Annotated in this window: 10 protein-coding genes, 1 tRNA gene and 1 pseudogene; 8 read left to right on the plus strand and 4 right to left on the minus strand. The window is 47.9% G+C overall.

The window, feature by feature from the left end:
* The first annotated feature begins 8 nt into the window (after window positions 1–8).
* Window positions 9–3,008 (plus strand): glycoside hydrolase family 2 TIM barrel-domain containing protein, encoded by a 3,000-nt coding sequence (locus tag OCV68_RS05700; protein WP_262571370.1) that lies wholly within the window; start codon window positions 9–11, stop codon window positions 3,006–3,008.
* 218 nt (window positions 3,009–3,226) lie between these two features.
* Here OCV68_RS05700 and OCV68_RS05705 read toward each other — a convergent pair.
* Window positions 3,227–3,315: transfer RNA gene (locus OCV68_RS05705), tRNA-Ser, on the minus strand.
* A 192-nt stretch (window positions 3,316–3,507) separates the two neighbouring features.
* On the opposite strand from OCV68_RS05705, the gene OCV68_RS05710 reads away from it, so the two are divergent.
* The 6 genes from OCV68_RS05710 (at window position 3,508) to OCV68_RS05735 (ending at window position 9,489) form a co-directional block, all read left to right on the plus strand.
* Window positions 3,508–3,924, plus strand: coding sequence for a glycoside hydrolase family 3 N-terminal domain-containing protein (locus OCV68_RS05710; RefSeq protein WP_394803495.1), 417 nt, complete (start codon window positions 3,508–3,510; stop codon window positions 3,922–3,924).
* A complete protein-coding gene (locus tag OCV68_RS05715) occupies window positions 3,881–4,045 on the plus strand; it encodes a hypothetical protein (protein WP_178086116.1) in 165 nt (54 codons plus the stop codon). Before OCV68_RS05710 ends, OCV68_RS05715 begins: the two co-directional genes overlap by 44 nt.
* 137 nt (window positions 4,046–4,182) lie before the next feature.
* Window positions 4,183–4,428 (plus strand): hypothetical protein, encoded by a 246-nt coding sequence (locus OCV68_RS05720; protein ID WP_022474669.1) that lies wholly within the window; start codon window positions 4,183–4,185, stop codon window positions 4,426–4,428.
* A 26-nt stretch (window positions 4,429–4,454) separates the two neighbouring features.
* A complete protein-coding gene (locus OCV68_RS05725; protein WP_262571372.1) occupies window positions 4,455–5,279 on the plus strand; it encodes an AraC family transcriptional regulator in 825 nt (274 codons plus the stop codon).
* Between the two features lie 174 nt (window positions 5,280–5,453).
* Complete coding sequence (locus tag OCV68_RS05730; RefSeq protein WP_262571688.1) at window positions 5,454–8,141, plus strand: glycoside hydrolase family 30 protein; 2,688 nt, start codon at window positions 5,454–5,456, stop codon at window positions 8,139–8,141.
* A 1-nt stretch (window position 8,142) separates the two neighbouring features.
* Entirely contained in the window at window positions 8,143–9,489 is a 1,347-nt protein-coding gene (locus tag OCV68_RS05735) for an MATE family efflux transporter (RefSeq protein ID WP_262571373.1), read from the plus strand.
* On the opposite strand, the pseudogene OCV68_RS05740 reads toward OCV68_RS05735, so the two are convergent.
* Window positions 9,440–9,859, minus strand: a pseudogene (locus tag OCV68_RS05740) (DUF3737 family protein). The gene OCV68_RS05735 and the pseudogene OCV68_RS05740 sit on opposite strands and share 50 nt — an antisense overlap.
* A gap of 197 nt (window positions 9,860–10,056) precedes the next feature.
* Here OCV68_RS05740 and OCV68_RS05745 point away from each other — a divergent pair.
* Entirely contained in the window at window positions 10,057–11,520 is a 1,464-nt protein-coding gene (locus OCV68_RS05745; RefSeq protein WP_262571374.1) for a glycoside hydrolase family 5 protein, read from the plus strand.
* A gap of 332 nt (window positions 11,521–11,852) precedes the next feature.
* On the opposite strand, the gene OCV68_RS05750 is transcribed toward OCV68_RS05745, so the two are convergent.
* Both OCV68_RS05750 and OCV68_RS05755 read right to left on the minus strand, forming a co-directional pair.
* Window positions 11,853–14,972, minus strand: coding sequence for a fibronectin type III domain-containing protein (locus tag OCV68_RS05750; protein ID WP_262571376.1), 3,120 nt, complete (start codon window positions 14,970–14,972; stop codon window positions 11,853–11,855).
* Entirely contained in the window at window positions 14,969–15,571 is a 603-nt protein-coding gene (locus OCV68_RS05755; protein WP_262571379.1) for a TetR/AcrR family transcriptional regulator, read from the minus strand. The genes OCV68_RS05750 and OCV68_RS05755 overlap by 4 nt, the downstream gene beginning before the upstream one ends.
* Between the last annotated feature and the right edge of the window lie 328 nt (window positions 15,572–15,899).

Raw genomic sequence — 15,899 nt, forward strand, 5'->3', positions numbered from 1 at the left:
GGTCGGCTATGGACATTTCAAAAATATCTTCCGTGGGATCACCCAAAAGCAAAATGATATACCATGAAAATACGGAAGCTCTTCACATCGGCACCCTTGATAAGCACTGCTATTTTATCCCCTTTTCAAAAGGACAAGACCCGTTTGAAAGCAGAGAAAACTCAACCCGATTTGAGCTTTTGAACGGCGACTGGGATTTTAAATTTTACGGCAGCATTATTGATATAGAGGACGATTTTATATCATCGGGGTTTGATAAAAAAATACCCGTGCCCTCAAACTGGCAGCTTCACGGCTATGACAAGCCCCAGTACACAAACGTCTGCTACCCTATCCCCTATGACCCGCCGTATGTGCCCGATGATATCCCCGTGGGCATCTATCAGAGGAGCTATAACTATTCCCCCGACGGAAACGACAGGATACTTGTTTTCGAGGGCATAGACAGCTGCGTATATCTGTACATAAACGGCGAATTTGCAGGCTATTCCCAGGTGTCCCACAGCACATCGGAATTTGATATTACTCCCCTGCTCCGTGAGGGCGAAAACAAAATAACCGCAGCGGTGCTGAAATGGTGCGACGGCACTTATCTTGAAGATCAGGACAAGATAAGACTTTCGGGAATTTTCCGTGATGTTTATGTATTGTCCCGACCAAAAGTTCGGCTTGAAAACTATATCGTGAAAACCATTCTCTCCGATGATGCTTCCGCAAAGCTTGAATTTACCCCCTTTGGCTGTGACGTTACGGCGACCCTTACCGACAGAGACGGAAACACTGTAACAAATTTCAGTGCGACTGACGGTGAAAAAACTGTTATCAACATACAAGCCCCAAAGCTGTGGTCGGCTGAAAAGCCATATCTTTATGACCTGACTGTATTTGCAGGCGAGGAGACCATAGGCGAAAAGGTTGGCTTCAGGAGAATATCCGTGGAGAACGGCGTGTTCAAGGTAAACGGTCAGGCTGTAAAATTCAAGGGCGTGAACCGCCACGACAGCTATCCCGACACGGGCTATTATGCTTCGGTATCTCAGATGAAGGCAGACCTTATCTTGATGAAAAAGCACAATATCAACGCCGTAAGAACCTCACATTATCCCAACTCGCCCCTGTTTTATCAGCTGTGCGACCAAATGGGCTTTTACCTTATCGACGAAGCGGATATGGAGTCCCACGGCTGCGTGGAGGTCTATAACAATTTCAAGTGGGACGCTCCCGAGCCATACAACGGCATTGCCCTTATCGCCTGCGACAAGCAGTTCGAGAAAGCCATTACCGACCGTGCGGAAGCTCTTGTGAAGCGGGATATAAACCGCCCCTGCGTTGTGTTCTGGTCACTGGGAAATGAAAGCGGCTGGGGCGAAAATATGCTGGCGGCAGGCAGGCTGGTAAAATCGCTGGACGAAACAAGGCTGCTCCACTACGAAAGCACCCACAGGCTGGACGATACGCCCACCGATATCCTTGACGTGGTATCGGGAATGTACTGGGACACCAAGGAAATGGCAGGCTTCCTTGAAAAGCAGGACGAGCACCGACCCTTTGTGCTCTGCGAATACTGCCACGCCATGGGCAACGGTCCAGGCGACCTGGAGAATTACCACAACGCATTTTATTCAAGCCCACGGTTCTGCGGCGGCTTTGTGTGGGAATGGTGCGACCACACCGTTCCTCAGGGCGTGGCTGACGGCAGGGTAAAATACGGCTACGGCGGCGACTTCGGCGAAAAGCATAACGACAGCAATTTCTGCATGGACGGCCTTGTTTATCCCGACCGCACACCTCACACGGGTCTGCTTGAACTAAAGCAGGCATACCGCCCTGTGAGAGTTCTGGCAGGCAGTGAAAAGGGACATTTCATCTTTAACAGCACCCTTGAATTTGCAAATGCGGGCGATATCCTTGACTGCCGATATGAGATAGCCGATGACAGCGGAATTTTATCCACAGGCTGTGCAGATATTGCAATACCGCCTATGGGCAGCACCGAGGTGATTATTCCGAATGCGGCAAAGGAATATGAGAACGAGACATATATCAGGTTCATTTTCACCGCAAAGGAAGATACACTTTTCTGCTCCAAGGGCTATGAAATTTGCTTTGACCAGCTGAAAATATGCGGCGGCACGGATAAGCAGATGACCGGCAGCAGTGTCACTTCTTTTAAAGAAACCGCCCTTGACATAACAATAACATCGGGCAGCACGATATATCATTTTGACAAGCGCCACGCCGTTTTTGACAGCATCAGCCGCAACGGAACAGAGCTGCTCCAAAAGCCCATGCAGTTCAATTTCTTCCGTGCTCCCACCGACAACGATGTTATGAAGGGCAGCTGGTACAGGGCGCACCTTAACGACTTCACCGTAAAATGCTATGACACGGCTGTCACAAGCAATGACTCGGAAGTTATCATCACCGTGAGCCAGTCTATGGGCTGGAGCATTCATCAGCCATTTGCAAAGCTTAATGTAACATATTCTGTCGGCTGCAAACTGAACATCAGCTGCACCGCAGAATTTTCCAACAAGGTGGAAAATCTGCCACGCTTCGGCATACGTCTTTTCATGCCGAGAAGCTTTGAAGCTGTAGATTACTTCGGATACGGCCCACATGAAAGCTATATTGACAAGCACCTTTCAAGCTATATGGGTCATTTCTCCGCAAATATCGCAGATATGTTTGAGGACTATGTAAGACCTCAGGAAAACTCCTCGCATTACGGCTGCCGATACGTGAATGTAAGCAACGGCGATATCTGCGTGAAGTTTACCTCCGACAATGATTTCTCCTTTAATGCCTCCGAATACACCCAGGAGGAGCTGGCACAGAAGCGCCACAACTACGAGCTTGAAAAAAGCGGCAGCTCCGTTATCTGCATCGACAGCAGAATGGCAGGCGTGGGTTCAAATTCCTGCGGCCCTGCTCTGGCGGACAAATACCGTGTACTTCCCGAAAAGGAAAATAAACTGTCGGCGCATTTTGGAATAGAGATAATATAATACTAATCCCCAATAAAACTACAGACAAAAAATCATCGCATAATCCATATATGCAAGATTATGCTTGATTTTTTGTGTAGTTTTTAATTGGTGCTTAGTATAAAAAAATCTCCCGCTTCTCGATTGAGGGGGAGATTTTTTACTTTATAGGTAAAATTACAGAGTGCGGGCAAGTCAAAAACAAAACGGCTCAGATTATTTATCCAAGCCGTTTATTCTGGCGGAGACGGAGGGATTCGAACCCTCGTCCCTCAGGGGGCATCATGATTTCGAGTCATGTCCGTTATGACCACTTCGATACGTCTCCGTGTGACTGTAATATTATATCACACCCGATGAAAAATTGCAATACCTTTTTTGAAAAAATCCCGAATGCTCATTTCATCAGGCGCAAAATCGCAGAATATTCACCGTCAAAGCATCACATTGCCTTGAATAGCAAAGATTTATGATGTATAATATCAGTAAGATACCAGCGATATTCCGAAAGGTTGATAATATGGAAAAATATCTTGATGAAACTCTCAGCGTGCAGGAACGTGCGGAAGCGCTGACAGATGCCATGACCGTTGAAGAGCAAGCAAGCCAGCTCAGATACGACGCTCCCGAGATAAAAAGGCTGGGCATTCCCGCCTATAACTGGTGGAACGAGGGACTTCACGGACTTGCCCGCTCAGGCACAGCCACCATGTTCCCCCAGGCGATCGGACTTGCCGCCATGTTCGACACAAAGCTTGTGGAAAAGGCAGGCGAGATAACCTCCGAGGAGACCCGAGCAAAATACGCTCAGTACGCAAAGCACGGCGACAGAGATATTTACAAGGGTCTTACCATCTGGGCGCATAAAGCTCAGGGCAGGCGAAAGCAGGAGCGTGACCGTTTCCATTCCCGAAAGGGCGTTCACCTCGGTAGATGAAAGCGGCACAAGAAAGCGCTTTTCCGACAGCTTTACGCTGTATGCAGGCACTCACCAGCCAGATAAGCTGAGCGCAGTTCTCAGCAGTACAGAGTGTGCGGTGACGGAGATAAAATTCTGATAATACAAAACAGCTGCTGCACTTTATGAAATGCAGCAGCTGTTTTTATCTTGCCTGCTCACAGCAATTATAGTACAATAATTATACTATATATCAAGAATTTATTTCTATGATTTAAGAAAGGATATGATTTGACAATGGGCATTCTTGATGAAATATATAATCTTCCTGTTCATGAGCATTCGGAAGAGGAGAAAAAACAGAATGACCTCTTTGCTCAAAAACTTAAAGAATACCAAGAGCATTTTAATGATGATTTTGCAACTGAATTTCTTCCGATGAGCATTGATGAAATTATTGCTAATATCGACAAATGTATCAAGTATAACCGCAAATGGGAAGGCTTTATCGTTCCCGAACTTGAAGAAGATGCACTGATATAAAAAAGCAATGCAAAAGGAGGCATCATATGACTCAGGCAGTATATCCCGTTATAGGCAGGCAGGACAGGCTGCCCTTTTATCTTACAGGCATAGGAATATCCGACCCCGAGTACCGTGTGGCAAGGGAAAAGGGACTTGTCTCCCACCAGTTTTTGTTCACATCATCGGGGGCAGGTGTGCTTACGGTCGATGGCAAAAAATACATACTCCGTGCAGGCTCGGTATTCTACATTGCCCCCGCAAAGCCCCACGAATATCACCCTCTTGCGGGAGAATGGGTCACAAACTGGCTGGTGTTCCGAGGTGAGCACGCAGGCGAGCTTATGGAAGCCATGGGCTTTCAGGGCTTTGCCTACTCCGAGCATTTTGACGAGGACAAATGCGGCAGGATATTCAGCAGGATATTTTCCGCTGCGGCTGACCCCGTAAACGGCGGCGAAAATTCCTCCGCACTTTTATATGAATATATCCTTGCCATGCGAAGCTCCATGTTCTCCCGTGATGAGGAAAAGCGGTCGGGAAATGACATATCCTCGCTGGCGGTAAGGTACATCGACAGCAATTATACGGAGGATATCCGTGCGGAAACCCTTGCGGCACTGTCGGGAGTGTCCGTCCAGCACTTCTGCCGTGTGTTCAGGGCGGAGACCTCTATGCGGCCGCTGGAATATCTGGCAAGGCGGCGGATATCGGAAGCCAAGTCCCTGCTCGTGAACACCGACCGTGAGATAGGCGACATCGGCAAAGCTGTGGGCTATGAGGACAGGAACTATTTCAGCATAGTTTTCCGCAGGATAGAGGGCGTTTCCCCCAGAGAGTACAGGCGTTCAAGGGGCACGGTACTGATGTGATGCTAAAATCGTAATAATATGCAAAATATTTCAGATTGACGTACAGGCACAAAGGCGCTATAATTATTTACAGGAAAAGGATAATTGTGCACGGTTCTCTTTTTCATGAATAAGCATTTTATTATAATAATCTTATAAATGCTCATAATGAGGGGAGAAATTTCTTTGAAAATTATGAAAAGGCTCACGGCCTGCGGAGCTGCTGCGGCAGTTATGCTCACTGCTGCGCCCGTCTGCGAAGCGGAGGAAGAAACTGTGGATAGAAACAACATAATCATTGACGGAACTACTGCAAATCTAAAGGAAAATATGCGCTACAGAGGTGCGGGAATGGTCAGCGGCAACAACTCCTCCCGTCTCCTGCTGGACTACAAGGCAGAAGATCCCGAAGCATATTGGCAGATAATGGAGTATATGTTCGGCAAGGAGGGCATCGGTATAACTCACCTGAAGCTGGAAATGGGCTCCGATGTAAACTCATCATCGGGAACAGAGCCCTCGGTAATGCGCAGCGCTGACGAAAAGGCTGACGTTACAAGGGGCGCAGGCTATCAGCTGGCGGCGGACGCAAAGCAGATAGATCCCGACCTTACCCTTGATATGCTATGGTGGAGCGAGCCACGCTGGATAAGCGAAGCTGACGACACCTACGCCGCAAGATACAAGTGGTACAAGGAGACCCTTGACGCAGCTTATGAGACCTACGGCATAAAGTTTGATTACGTAAGCGCCGTTCAGAACGAAAGAGCTGCCGACCTTGACTGGGTAAAATATCTTTCCGAACACCTGAAAAGCGAAACAGACTGCCCCTATGATTACTCCAAGATAATGATAGTCGGCGGAGAAGAGGTCTGCACCTGGGGCTTTGCTGACAGAATGTATCAGGACGAGGAGCTTATGAATGCGGTAGATGTGGTGGGAAGCCACTACACCAGCAGCTCCACAAACGTTGCAAAGAAGATCGCCGAGGATAACGGCAAGGAGCTGTGGTTCAGCGAGGCAAGCTCCCCCATGGGCTATGCTCAGGGCGCATACAGGTTTGACGGCTCAGGCCTTGCAGGCATAAACGGAGCTCTTGACATCGCAAACCGTATCATCGGAATGTACCCCAACGGCAAAATGACCCTCTATGAGTATCAGCCCGTGGTATCCGCTTATTATGACGGCGCCTGCTACTGCCAGAAGCAGCTTATCACCGCCTGCGATCCATGGAGCGGATATTATCTGCTGGACAGCGGCTTTTACACTTCGCTGCACTTCTCCCGGTTTATCGAAAAGGGCTGGGCATTTATCGACAGCGCCTGCTACAGCGACGGCAAGCCCGGCGGTGACGGTCATGCAATCGTTGATGCAGTTTACAGCTACATGACCGCCGCAGACCCCGAAACAGGCGACTACAGCACGATCATCACCAACACCACCGCCGAGACCATGGACTACACCTTTACCGTTTCCGCACTGGATAAGGCTTCCGCCGATGTTAGCGTGTGGGAAACAAGAGGCCCTGACAGTCCCGAAAGCGGCGAATATGATGAAAACTATTTCAAAAAGATAGCCGATATAACTCCCGTGGAAAAGGACGGAGCATACACATATACAGTTTCCGTAAAGCCCGATTCAATCGTGACCGTTTCCACAGTTTCTCCCGAGAGAACAGAGTATGTTAATATGGATACTTCCGAAAAAACTCTGCTCAGTCTCCCATATTCCGATGACTTTGAGTATGCAGACTATCCCGAGGACTACCTCTCATCAAGAGGCTATGCTCCCAGATACACCACCGACGAGGGCGGCGCATTTGAGGTAGAGGTATCCGACAGCGGAAACTATCTCGTTCAGCAGATAACTCAGGATATCAGAGCAAAGGACTGGGGCTGGACTCCCGACCCTGTTACCACTCTGGGCGATGACAGATGGTACAACTACAGCGTGGCTGTGAATGTTTCCTTTGACCCTGCGGAGGATAAGTCCGCAAACTACGTGGGCGCAGGTCTCAGATACACTCTTGCCTGCAACGCATACAGCGGCTACTGGCTCCAGCTTTATGAGGACGGCAGCTGGAAGCTCAAGTCAGACAACACCGACAGGGCTTCGGGCAAGATCGAGGGCTTTGACGGCTCCGCTTCCCACAGCCTGAAGATCGAAGCTGAGGGCGTGGTTATCCGTGCATATATCGACGGCGCACAGGTAACGGAATATGACAGCTCCGACGCACTTATCGGCGCAGGCAGGGCAGCACTTTACAGCTCATACAACAAGAACCGCTTTGGCGACCTGACAATCGAGCCTGTGGGCGACAACACATACATCACCCGCTATGACAACACCGATGCCTGCTTTGAGTATGAGGGCGAGTGGGAGCACAACACCATGAGCAGCTTCAAGAACTACAAGCGAACCATTTCCAAGGGCAAGGTCGATTCCGTTCTTACCGTAAGCTTTGACGGCACAGGCTTTGCACTTACAGGCGAAACAGGCGGCGGGACAGTCCTCTCCGTTTCCATAGACGGCGGCGAGGCTGAGATAAAGGGTGTTTACAAAACAGGCTCCAGAGGAACATCATACCTTTGCAGCGGTCTGGAAAACACTCATCACACTGCAAAGATAACCGTTGCCATGGGCGACTACAGCGTTGACGGCATGGAGGTCATCGGCGGCGAAGTGCTTCTCCCCGAGAAAGAACCTGTGGAGGAGATACCCGAAGAGACCGAGACATCGGCAACCGATGAAACCACCGCAGAAAATGCAGGCAGCAAAAAGATATCCCCTGCGGCTGTGGCAGGCGTTGCAGGGGGAATTGCTGCAGCAGCTGCCGCTGCTGCAGCCGCAATAGCAGTAACAGTAAAGAAAAAGAAGAAGTAATATGGATACATCAAGAAATATGACCGAGGGCAGCGAAGCGGGGCACATCGTAAGATTTGCCCTGCCCCTGCTGGGCGGCAATCTGCTCCAGCAGACCTATAACATAGTTGACACGGTAATAGTGGGAACCTTTTTGGGAGACAGCGCACTGGCGGCAGTGGGCGCAACAGGCTCAATAACATACCTTTTCTACACCCTCTGCATTGGTCTTTCCATAGGCGCAGGCGTAATAATCGCACAGCTTTTCGGCATGGGCGACCATAAGCGCATGAAAAGCGCCATTTTCAGCTCGGCAGTGGTAACTGCCATATTCGGCATAGCGGTAAGCATAATTTCCGTGCTGCTGGCAGAGCCTGTGCTGAGGCTGCTGAACGTCCCCGATGAGCTTATAGGCACGTCTGCGCTTTATATGCGCATAGCCTGCGGCGGAACGGTTGCCGTAGCGGCATATAACTGGATAAATGCGGTAATGCGTGCCCTGGGCGACTCAAAGACGCCGCTGATATTTTTGGGTGCGGCAAGCATACTCAACGTCCTGCTGGATCTGTTTTTCGTGGTAGTCCTGAATCTTGGCGCAGGCGGAGCGGCATTTGCCACAGTGCTTGCACAGGGACTTTCGGCAGTGGTGTGCATAATATTCTGCTTCAAATGCAACAGCAGCCTGCACCTTTCCCATGAGGATATGCGTGCGGATAAAAAGATGATGTTGCAGTGCATAAAAGCGGGTCTGCCCATAGCTGCCCAGAACGGACTTATATCCGTTTCCATGGTGGCGCTTCAGAGAGTAACAAACGGCTTCGGCGAGACCGTCATGGCGGCATATACCGTTTCCATGAGAATAGAACAGTTCGTCCAGCAGCCCTTTTCATCGCTGAACGCCGCCGTTTCCACCTTTACAGGACAGAACATCGGCGCAGGCAAGGAGGACAGAGCACGGAACGGACTTAAAGCGGCAGTGAAGATATCGACCGTATTCGCCTTTGCGGTGCTGGTAATATTCATACTGTTCGGAAGAAATATCACAGGCTTTTTCGTAAAGGGCACGGACGTTATCAGCATTGCATCAAAAGCAATAGTGATGACTGCCTGCTTCTACTGGGCGCTGGGAATAATACATACCGTCCGAGGCTTTCTGAACGGCGCAGGCGACACAGGCTATGCACTTGTGAACGGCACAGCGGAAGTCATCTGCCGAATAGGACTGTCACTGGTGCTGACGGCTATCCCCGTGATAGGTCACTGGGGAATATGGCTCACCACCTGCTGTACATGGTTTGTCACAGCGGCAGTAAGTCTGCTCAGATATAAGGGCGGAAAGTGGGAGAGCAAATCATTGGTAAGATCATAAACAAATATAAACCAAAATTGGAAAGAAGTCCGGAGTTATGTACCTCCACATTTTTGGCACCGTCAAAGGAATAATTGTCGTAAAGGGTCAGGTCGGTAACGGTCATATTTCCGGTGTACCACACGCCTGCCCGTGCCATCTCGAACCATGTGCAATTTTTCACGGTGATGTTTTCCGAGTACCAAAGAGGATATTTTCACTTGAACATACTGCCGTACAGCTCTATGTTCCTGCTCTCTTTCAGCGGTGATTCGCCGTCATCAAATATAGTATCGGTTATGCGCAGGTCATGTCCCTGAAACAATGCCCGCTCTCCCGTAAGAAATTCCTGTTTTATCTCTTTCATATTATCTGCCTTTCGGTTTTGCATAAAGCCACATAGATATTTTTGTGGATTGCTGTAGTATAATTATATTATAGCTCAGATTTATAAATATAACGAACAACTTTTTAACAATGCAGAAGCCATACTGCACAAAAAGATATCCCGCATTACGAAAAAAGCTATTTACTTTTGCTATAAAAAGATGTATAATTACCATATAATAAACTATAGGAGCGCTGATAATGAAAATAAAAAGAATACCTGCCATAATTCTTGCAGCAGCAATGCTGGGCACAATGCCAATAGTTCCCCCTAAGACCGGGCTCAGCCTTTCCACAGTGGCTTATGCCGCAGAAAAGCTTAATGCCCCCAAGGACTTTACAGCCGCAGTGAACGGAACGGCTGCCGTGCTGTCGTGGTCGGCTGTAAAGGGCGCAGACGCATACCGCATCTATCAGTATGACAAGAGCGCAAAGAAGTTCGTGAAACTTAAAACCGTCACCTCCACCAAGGCCTCGGTAAACGGTCTGGCTGAGGGCAAAAACTATTTCAAGGTCGCAGCTCTTACAAAGTCGGGCAGCAAGTACATCACGGGAAATATCTCCGAAAAGATAACCGTAACCGTTGCCTCCGCCGCTGAGAGCAGTGCAAAAACATCAGGCAAAAATTCCGCTGCGGTGGCTCTGGCAAAGAAAATGGGCGACGGCTGTAATTTAGGCAACACCATGGAATCCGTTGCAACATGGCTGGGCGCAGATGCAACCCCCAAGGACTACGAAAAGGCATGGGGTCAGCCCGAGACCACTGCTGCCATGATAAAGTCCCTGAAAGCCGGCGGATTTGAGTCTGTCCGTGTCCCCGTGGCATGGTCAAACATGATGTCAAAGGACGGCAAATACACCATCTCCCCCGAGTATTTCGACCGAATCGACGAGATCGTGGGCTATATCCTTGACAATGATATGTACTGCATCATCAACATTCACTGGGACGGCGGCTGGTGGGAGGACTTCGGCTCCTCAGATGAAAAGGTCGCTCAGGCAGCCATGGACAAATACACCGCTATGTGGAAGCAGATTGCAAAGCATTACAAGTCCTACTCCGACAAGCTCATATTCGAGTCCGCAAACGAGGAGCTTGGCAGCAAGACAAAGGGCAGCTCCAGCATGAACGAGAGCTATGAAAGAGTAAACAGCATCAACCAGAAATTCGTTGACATAGTAAGAAGCACAGGCGGCAAGAACAAGTCCAGATTCCTGCTCATCGCAGGCTATGACACCGACATTTCCAAGACCGCCGACAACAGGTTCAAAATGCCAGACGACACCGCAAAGGACCGTCTGCTGGTATCGGTACATTACTATTCGCCCGCCACATTCTGCATTGCCGACAAGAAGAGCAACTCATGGGGCTACAGCGGCAGCTGGGGCACCGAAGCCGACTACAAGACAATGCGCAAGGATTTTGAGAAGATGAAAAAATTCACCGACGCAGGCTACGGCGTTATCATCGGCGAATACGGTGTCTGCCTCAACACAGACGGCGAAAAATACGTTATGAAAAAGGGCACCGATAAGTTCTTCCAATCTGTTAAGGATCTTTCAAGCGAAATGGGCTACTGCGCAATGATATGGGACTGCAGCAGCTGGTTCAACAGAAAGACACAAAGCTACAACTACGATTTCCTTAAGGATATTTACGATTAATACTAATCTTCAATCAACCTACAGACAAATCCTCGGCTGAAATAAGCCCATTCTTCGTCAAGCTCCCTTGCCGGGCGGCAAGCCCGCCTGCGGTCACTTTCCTAGACTGGTCTTATTTCATCTGTCGGCTTTGCCTATAGAACGATTGAAGATTAGTATAAAAGATGATATGACACCGCCCCGCTGTATTGATATATCCCAAAAGTTAAGCGGCTTTTGGGATATATCAGATATGGCGGGGCGGTTTTATACTGACCTTTATCGTTCTATAAACAAGGCGTACACCCTACCCTTTTCGGTATGATGTACGCCTTGTTTTGGTTTAAGTGGAATTATTCTGCATCTGTATTGACCGTTACAATATCCGATTTTGTCATAGTAGTCCACTTTCCGTCAACATAAGCACGGACGATGTACTGATACTCGGTATCGGGAGTGAGCTTGTTTATCCTTACTGCAAGCTTCTCGGTTTCGCAAAGCTTTACAGCCTTTCCGTCCACATACTTGCAGATCGCATACTTTTGCGCATTGGGAACTGCCTGCCAAGTAAGCTTTACGCTGTTTTCGGTCGATGCTGCCTTTGCGATCGGCTTGTAGTAAACCTTGACCGTTATCTTGTACGAATAAGTCATAGGCGAGAGCTTTCTGCCGATAGAGTATCTTACAAGGAATTTGTAGGTCTCACCGTTTTTCAGACCTTTAAGCGTTACCGATGTATCGGTGGTGGTCTTTATCTTGACATATCTGCCGTCCTTGTACTGATATACATAGTATTTTTCGGCTTTCTGTACCTCGTCCCAGCTGAGCGTTACCGTACTTCCGTCCGCTTCTGCATTGACGGTCAGCTCTTCGGTGAATACGCTGGGTGTTAAAAATACGGGATATGTGGGGTAAGTCGGATATATGGGATAGCTCGGATATGTGGGATAGTAATCATATCCCGCTGCAGGAATGGTTTCTGTTCTGAAAGCATATCCGCATATGTAGCAGGAATATACTCTTACGCCCGTTGTGGTTGCCGTAGGCGGAACGGTAATTACTCCGCCGTTGGAGATGTGCTGTGAAATATCAGTCTTTTCTCCGCAGGAGCATTCGTGCCAATGGTTTGTGCTGTCATATTTCCAAGCTGTACCGTAGCTGTGGGTATGTTCGGAAGCAAGTGCAGGAACGGTTTCCGTTCTGATAACATATCCGCATACGGTGCAGGAATATACTCTTATGCCCTCTGTGGTTTCTGTAGGCTGAACGGTCACTGTACCGCTGTCCTCTGTATGTGCTTCAAAATCCACCTTTTCGGTACAGCCCGAGCAGGCGTGCCAATGCCCTGTTTCGTCCTTGGAATAATCCACGGAAAGGCTGTGAGTGTGGCTGAGCTTTGGAACAGTTTCCGTCTTTGTATGATGGCATACGGAGCAAGTGTAGGTCTTTACGCCCTCTGTGGTTTCTGTTGCAGGAATGGTTATCATTCCGCTGTCATAGCTATGAGGAGTAACATCTGCTTTACCACTGCACACGGAGCAAACGTGATAGTGATCATCGTCATTATCGCTTTCCCAGTCCGTTCCGTAAGTGTGATGAGCTGCGATTTTCAGACTTTCAAGAGTAACTTCTGTTGCCGCCTGATCGTCTGCGAAAAGCTTTCCGCATTCGCACTCATAATGTGCCTTTACTCCGTCTGCGGTGCAGGTTTCGGGAACCTCTGCAATAAATGTAAGGTGGTTTGCGTGAATATGTCCGAGCGCAGGAGCTAACTCATATCCGCATACGTCACAGGTCTGAGGTGTTGTTTCTGTTGCATCGGCTCCGGGAGTGTGGGCAGCATAACCGACTTTCTGATTATTTTCGGTAATGGGACAATTTGCGTTAACGCAGTCATGCCAGTGTCCTGTTCCATCAGAACTCCAATCGTTTGACCAGGTGTGACCTGTTGCGAAGACAGTCACATCGGCAAGTGTGGTTGGGTTTAAACCTGCGTCATCAGAGAATATATTTTTGCATTCCGTGCAAGTCCAATATGCTCTGTTTCCGTTATCGGTGCAGGTGGGAGCCTTTTCATCTGTCTTAACGAGCGAATGTCTTGCAGGATCATTGGGATCAGCAATATTTGTTATTTCAGCAGTCCCGTTAGGATCGGAGAACTTCTTTCCGCATACGGAACAGTCCCAATATTCTACGGTTCCGTCTGCTGTACAGGTATGAGGCACTGCATTGTGATGGGAAAGGTCGTGGTCACCATAATAATCTTGTCCGCAAATACCGCAAGTTGCCTTTTTTATACAAGTAGGTGTGGTGTTGGTTACACAAGTATGATTACCGACTTTGTGCCGATGATCCTCATCAACGGCTATTACCGTTTTGCCGTCGATTTCTGGCGGAATATCAACCGTATTCCCTGAGGAAAGACTAATGTCTGTTATTTTGACATTATTGCTGCTGTCAACGGTATAGGTTATCTTTGCGGCTGTTGAGTAAAAAGCATCTATTCCAATGGTTATTCCGCCCGGAATATAAATTATAAGATTGAAACAACACCAAAAAGCATTATATTCAATGGAAGTAACGCTGCTCGGGACAATTACGCTTGTAAGTCCGGAACACTCCCTAAAAGCCATTTCTCCGATGGAAGTAACCCCGCTCGGGATAGTTACGCTTGTAAGTTTTGAATTGCAATAAAAAGCATATTGTTCAATGACAGTAACCCCGTCCGGGATAGTGTAACTGCTGTCGTTTTTCCCGAGTGGATAATATATAAGTGTTGTCTTATCTTTATTAAACAGTACGCCGCTTTCCGAGCAAAAGGAAGAATTGTTGCTGTCAACAGTTATGTCTGTAAGTCCGGTACAATTATAAAAAACATTAACTCCAATGGAAGTAACGCTGCTCGGGATAGTTATGCTTGTAAGTCCGGTACAATTCCAAAAAGCACCTGTTCCGATAGAAGTAACGCCGTTCTGGATAGTTATACTTGTAAGTCCGGTACAATTCCAAAAAGCATAATCTCCAATGGAAATAAAACCGCTCGGGATAGTTATGCTTGTAAGTCCGGTACAATTCCCAAAAGCCTGCTCTCCAATGGAAGTAAGACCGCTCGGGATAGTTATGCTTGTAAGATTGGAACATTCATAAAAAGCCAGCGATCCAATGGAAGTAACTCCCGGTTCAATCACCACTGAAGTAATATCCGAACGGTTGCTATACCATGGTTGATCAATATCTGATCGATAATCCTCTATTTTACCCGAGCCTGAAATAGTCAGTGTGCCGTTGTCATCAAGTAACCATGTTACATTGCTGCCACTATCACCGCAATTACCGCTGCTTGCCGCACTTGCCGCAATAGCATTGCCGCCGACACCAAGGTCTGCAAGCCCCAGCTCTGCGGGGAATGTAAAGGATATTGCAAGAGCCGCCGCAGCAGCAACAGCCGTTATTCTTTTTATTTGTTTTTTCATTTCTCATTACCTCCTTCGGATAATTTGCTGTATTTTTCGATAAACAGAGAAACCGTCTGCTTTAAGACCTCCATCTGGCTTTTTAAATAGTATTCGTCCTCAAACATTGCGTAGTGTACGCAGGCACGGACGAAAATGAAAATGAGCGGTGTAATGACTGTATGGGGAATGCCGATCTTCGGCTCAAGCTGCTTAGCGTACTCGGTGTACCGTTCGTTTACGCCCTCGAAAAACTTCTTTCCGTGTTCGATATATTTTGGGTGTGTATAGACCTGATACATCAGCCGATACTTCTTGCCATGCTCTTTCGCCGTCCAGTATGGGATCTCCTCAATAAAGCGAATAACATCTTTTGGGTCGGCAGGGGCTTTCGCCATAAAATCGTCCTCGACCTTTGCCATACAGTATGCGGTGGATTTGATTATCAAGTCGTCGAGATTTTCAAAATACAGATACAGTGTAGCTGCATTGCACCCGCACGCCTTTGCGATCGTTTTTATCCCAACGCCGGATAAACCGTTCTCCGCATAACAGTCATAACATTTTTCCATCAGTTCGATTTTCTTTGCCTGTCTGGCTTCTTCATTAACAGTACGCAATTATCGTTTCCGCCTTTAAATAAACAATCGTTTGATTATATTATATCATACTTTCAGAGATCTTGCAATAGGATTTCATAAAAAGTTTGGATTTTTTGTAACCAATATTAGTACGCAGAACAAAAAGATTCCTTGACTCATAATCAACGGAAAAATAACACCGCCGGGCATGAGTGTCATATTCGGCGGATAATACAATGTATTATCGGCATTGCAAATGCTATGACTATTTGATTATGTGCGTATTTGTTCAATATGTTATGAGGTGTCAAAACTAGCCTTGATATTGAGATCAATAGAAACGAGAGGTGTATGGCAAAAAAATCCG

This window comes from Huintestinicola butyrica (assembly GCF_025567215.1).
Lineage (GTDB): Bacteria > Bacillota > Clostridia > Oscillospirales > Ruminococcaceae > Huintestinicola > Huintestinicola butyrica.

What these genes read in the sequence shown, in the direction of transcription:
- OCV68_RS05735 (WP_262571373.1), top strand. Translation starts at nt 8,143, where the DNA reads ATGGATACATCAAGAAATATGACCGAGGGCAGCGAAGCGGGGCACATC.
- OCV68_RS05750 (WP_262571376.1), bottom strand. Translation starts at nt 14,972, where the DNA reads ATGAAAAAACAAATAAAAAGAATAACGGCTGTTGCTGCTGCGGCGGCT.
- OCV68_RS05700 (WP_262571370.1), top strand. Translation starts at nt 9, where the DNA reads ATGGACATTTCAAAAATATCTTCCGTGGGATCACCCAAAAGCAAAATG.
- OCV68_RS05745 (WP_262571374.1), top strand. Translation starts at nt 10,057, where the DNA reads ATGAAAATAAAAAGAATACCTGCCATAATTCTTGCAGCAGCAATGCTG.
- OCV68_RS05710 (WP_394803495.1), top strand. Translation starts at nt 3,508, where the DNA reads ATGGAAAAATATCTTGATGAAACTCTCAGCGTGCAGGAACGTGCGGAA.
- OCV68_RS05725 (WP_262571372.1), top strand. Translation starts at nt 4,455, where the DNA reads ATGACTCAGGCAGTATATCCCGTTATAGGCAGGCAGGACAGGCTGCCC.
- OCV68_RS05730 (WP_262571688.1), top strand. Translation starts at nt 5,454, where the DNA reads ATGAAAAGGCTCACGGCCTGCGGAGCTGCTGCGGCAGTTATGCTCACT.
- OCV68_RS05720 (WP_022474669.1), top strand. Translation starts at nt 4,183, where the DNA reads ATGGGCATTCTTGATGAAATATATAATCTTCCTGTTCATGAGCATTCG.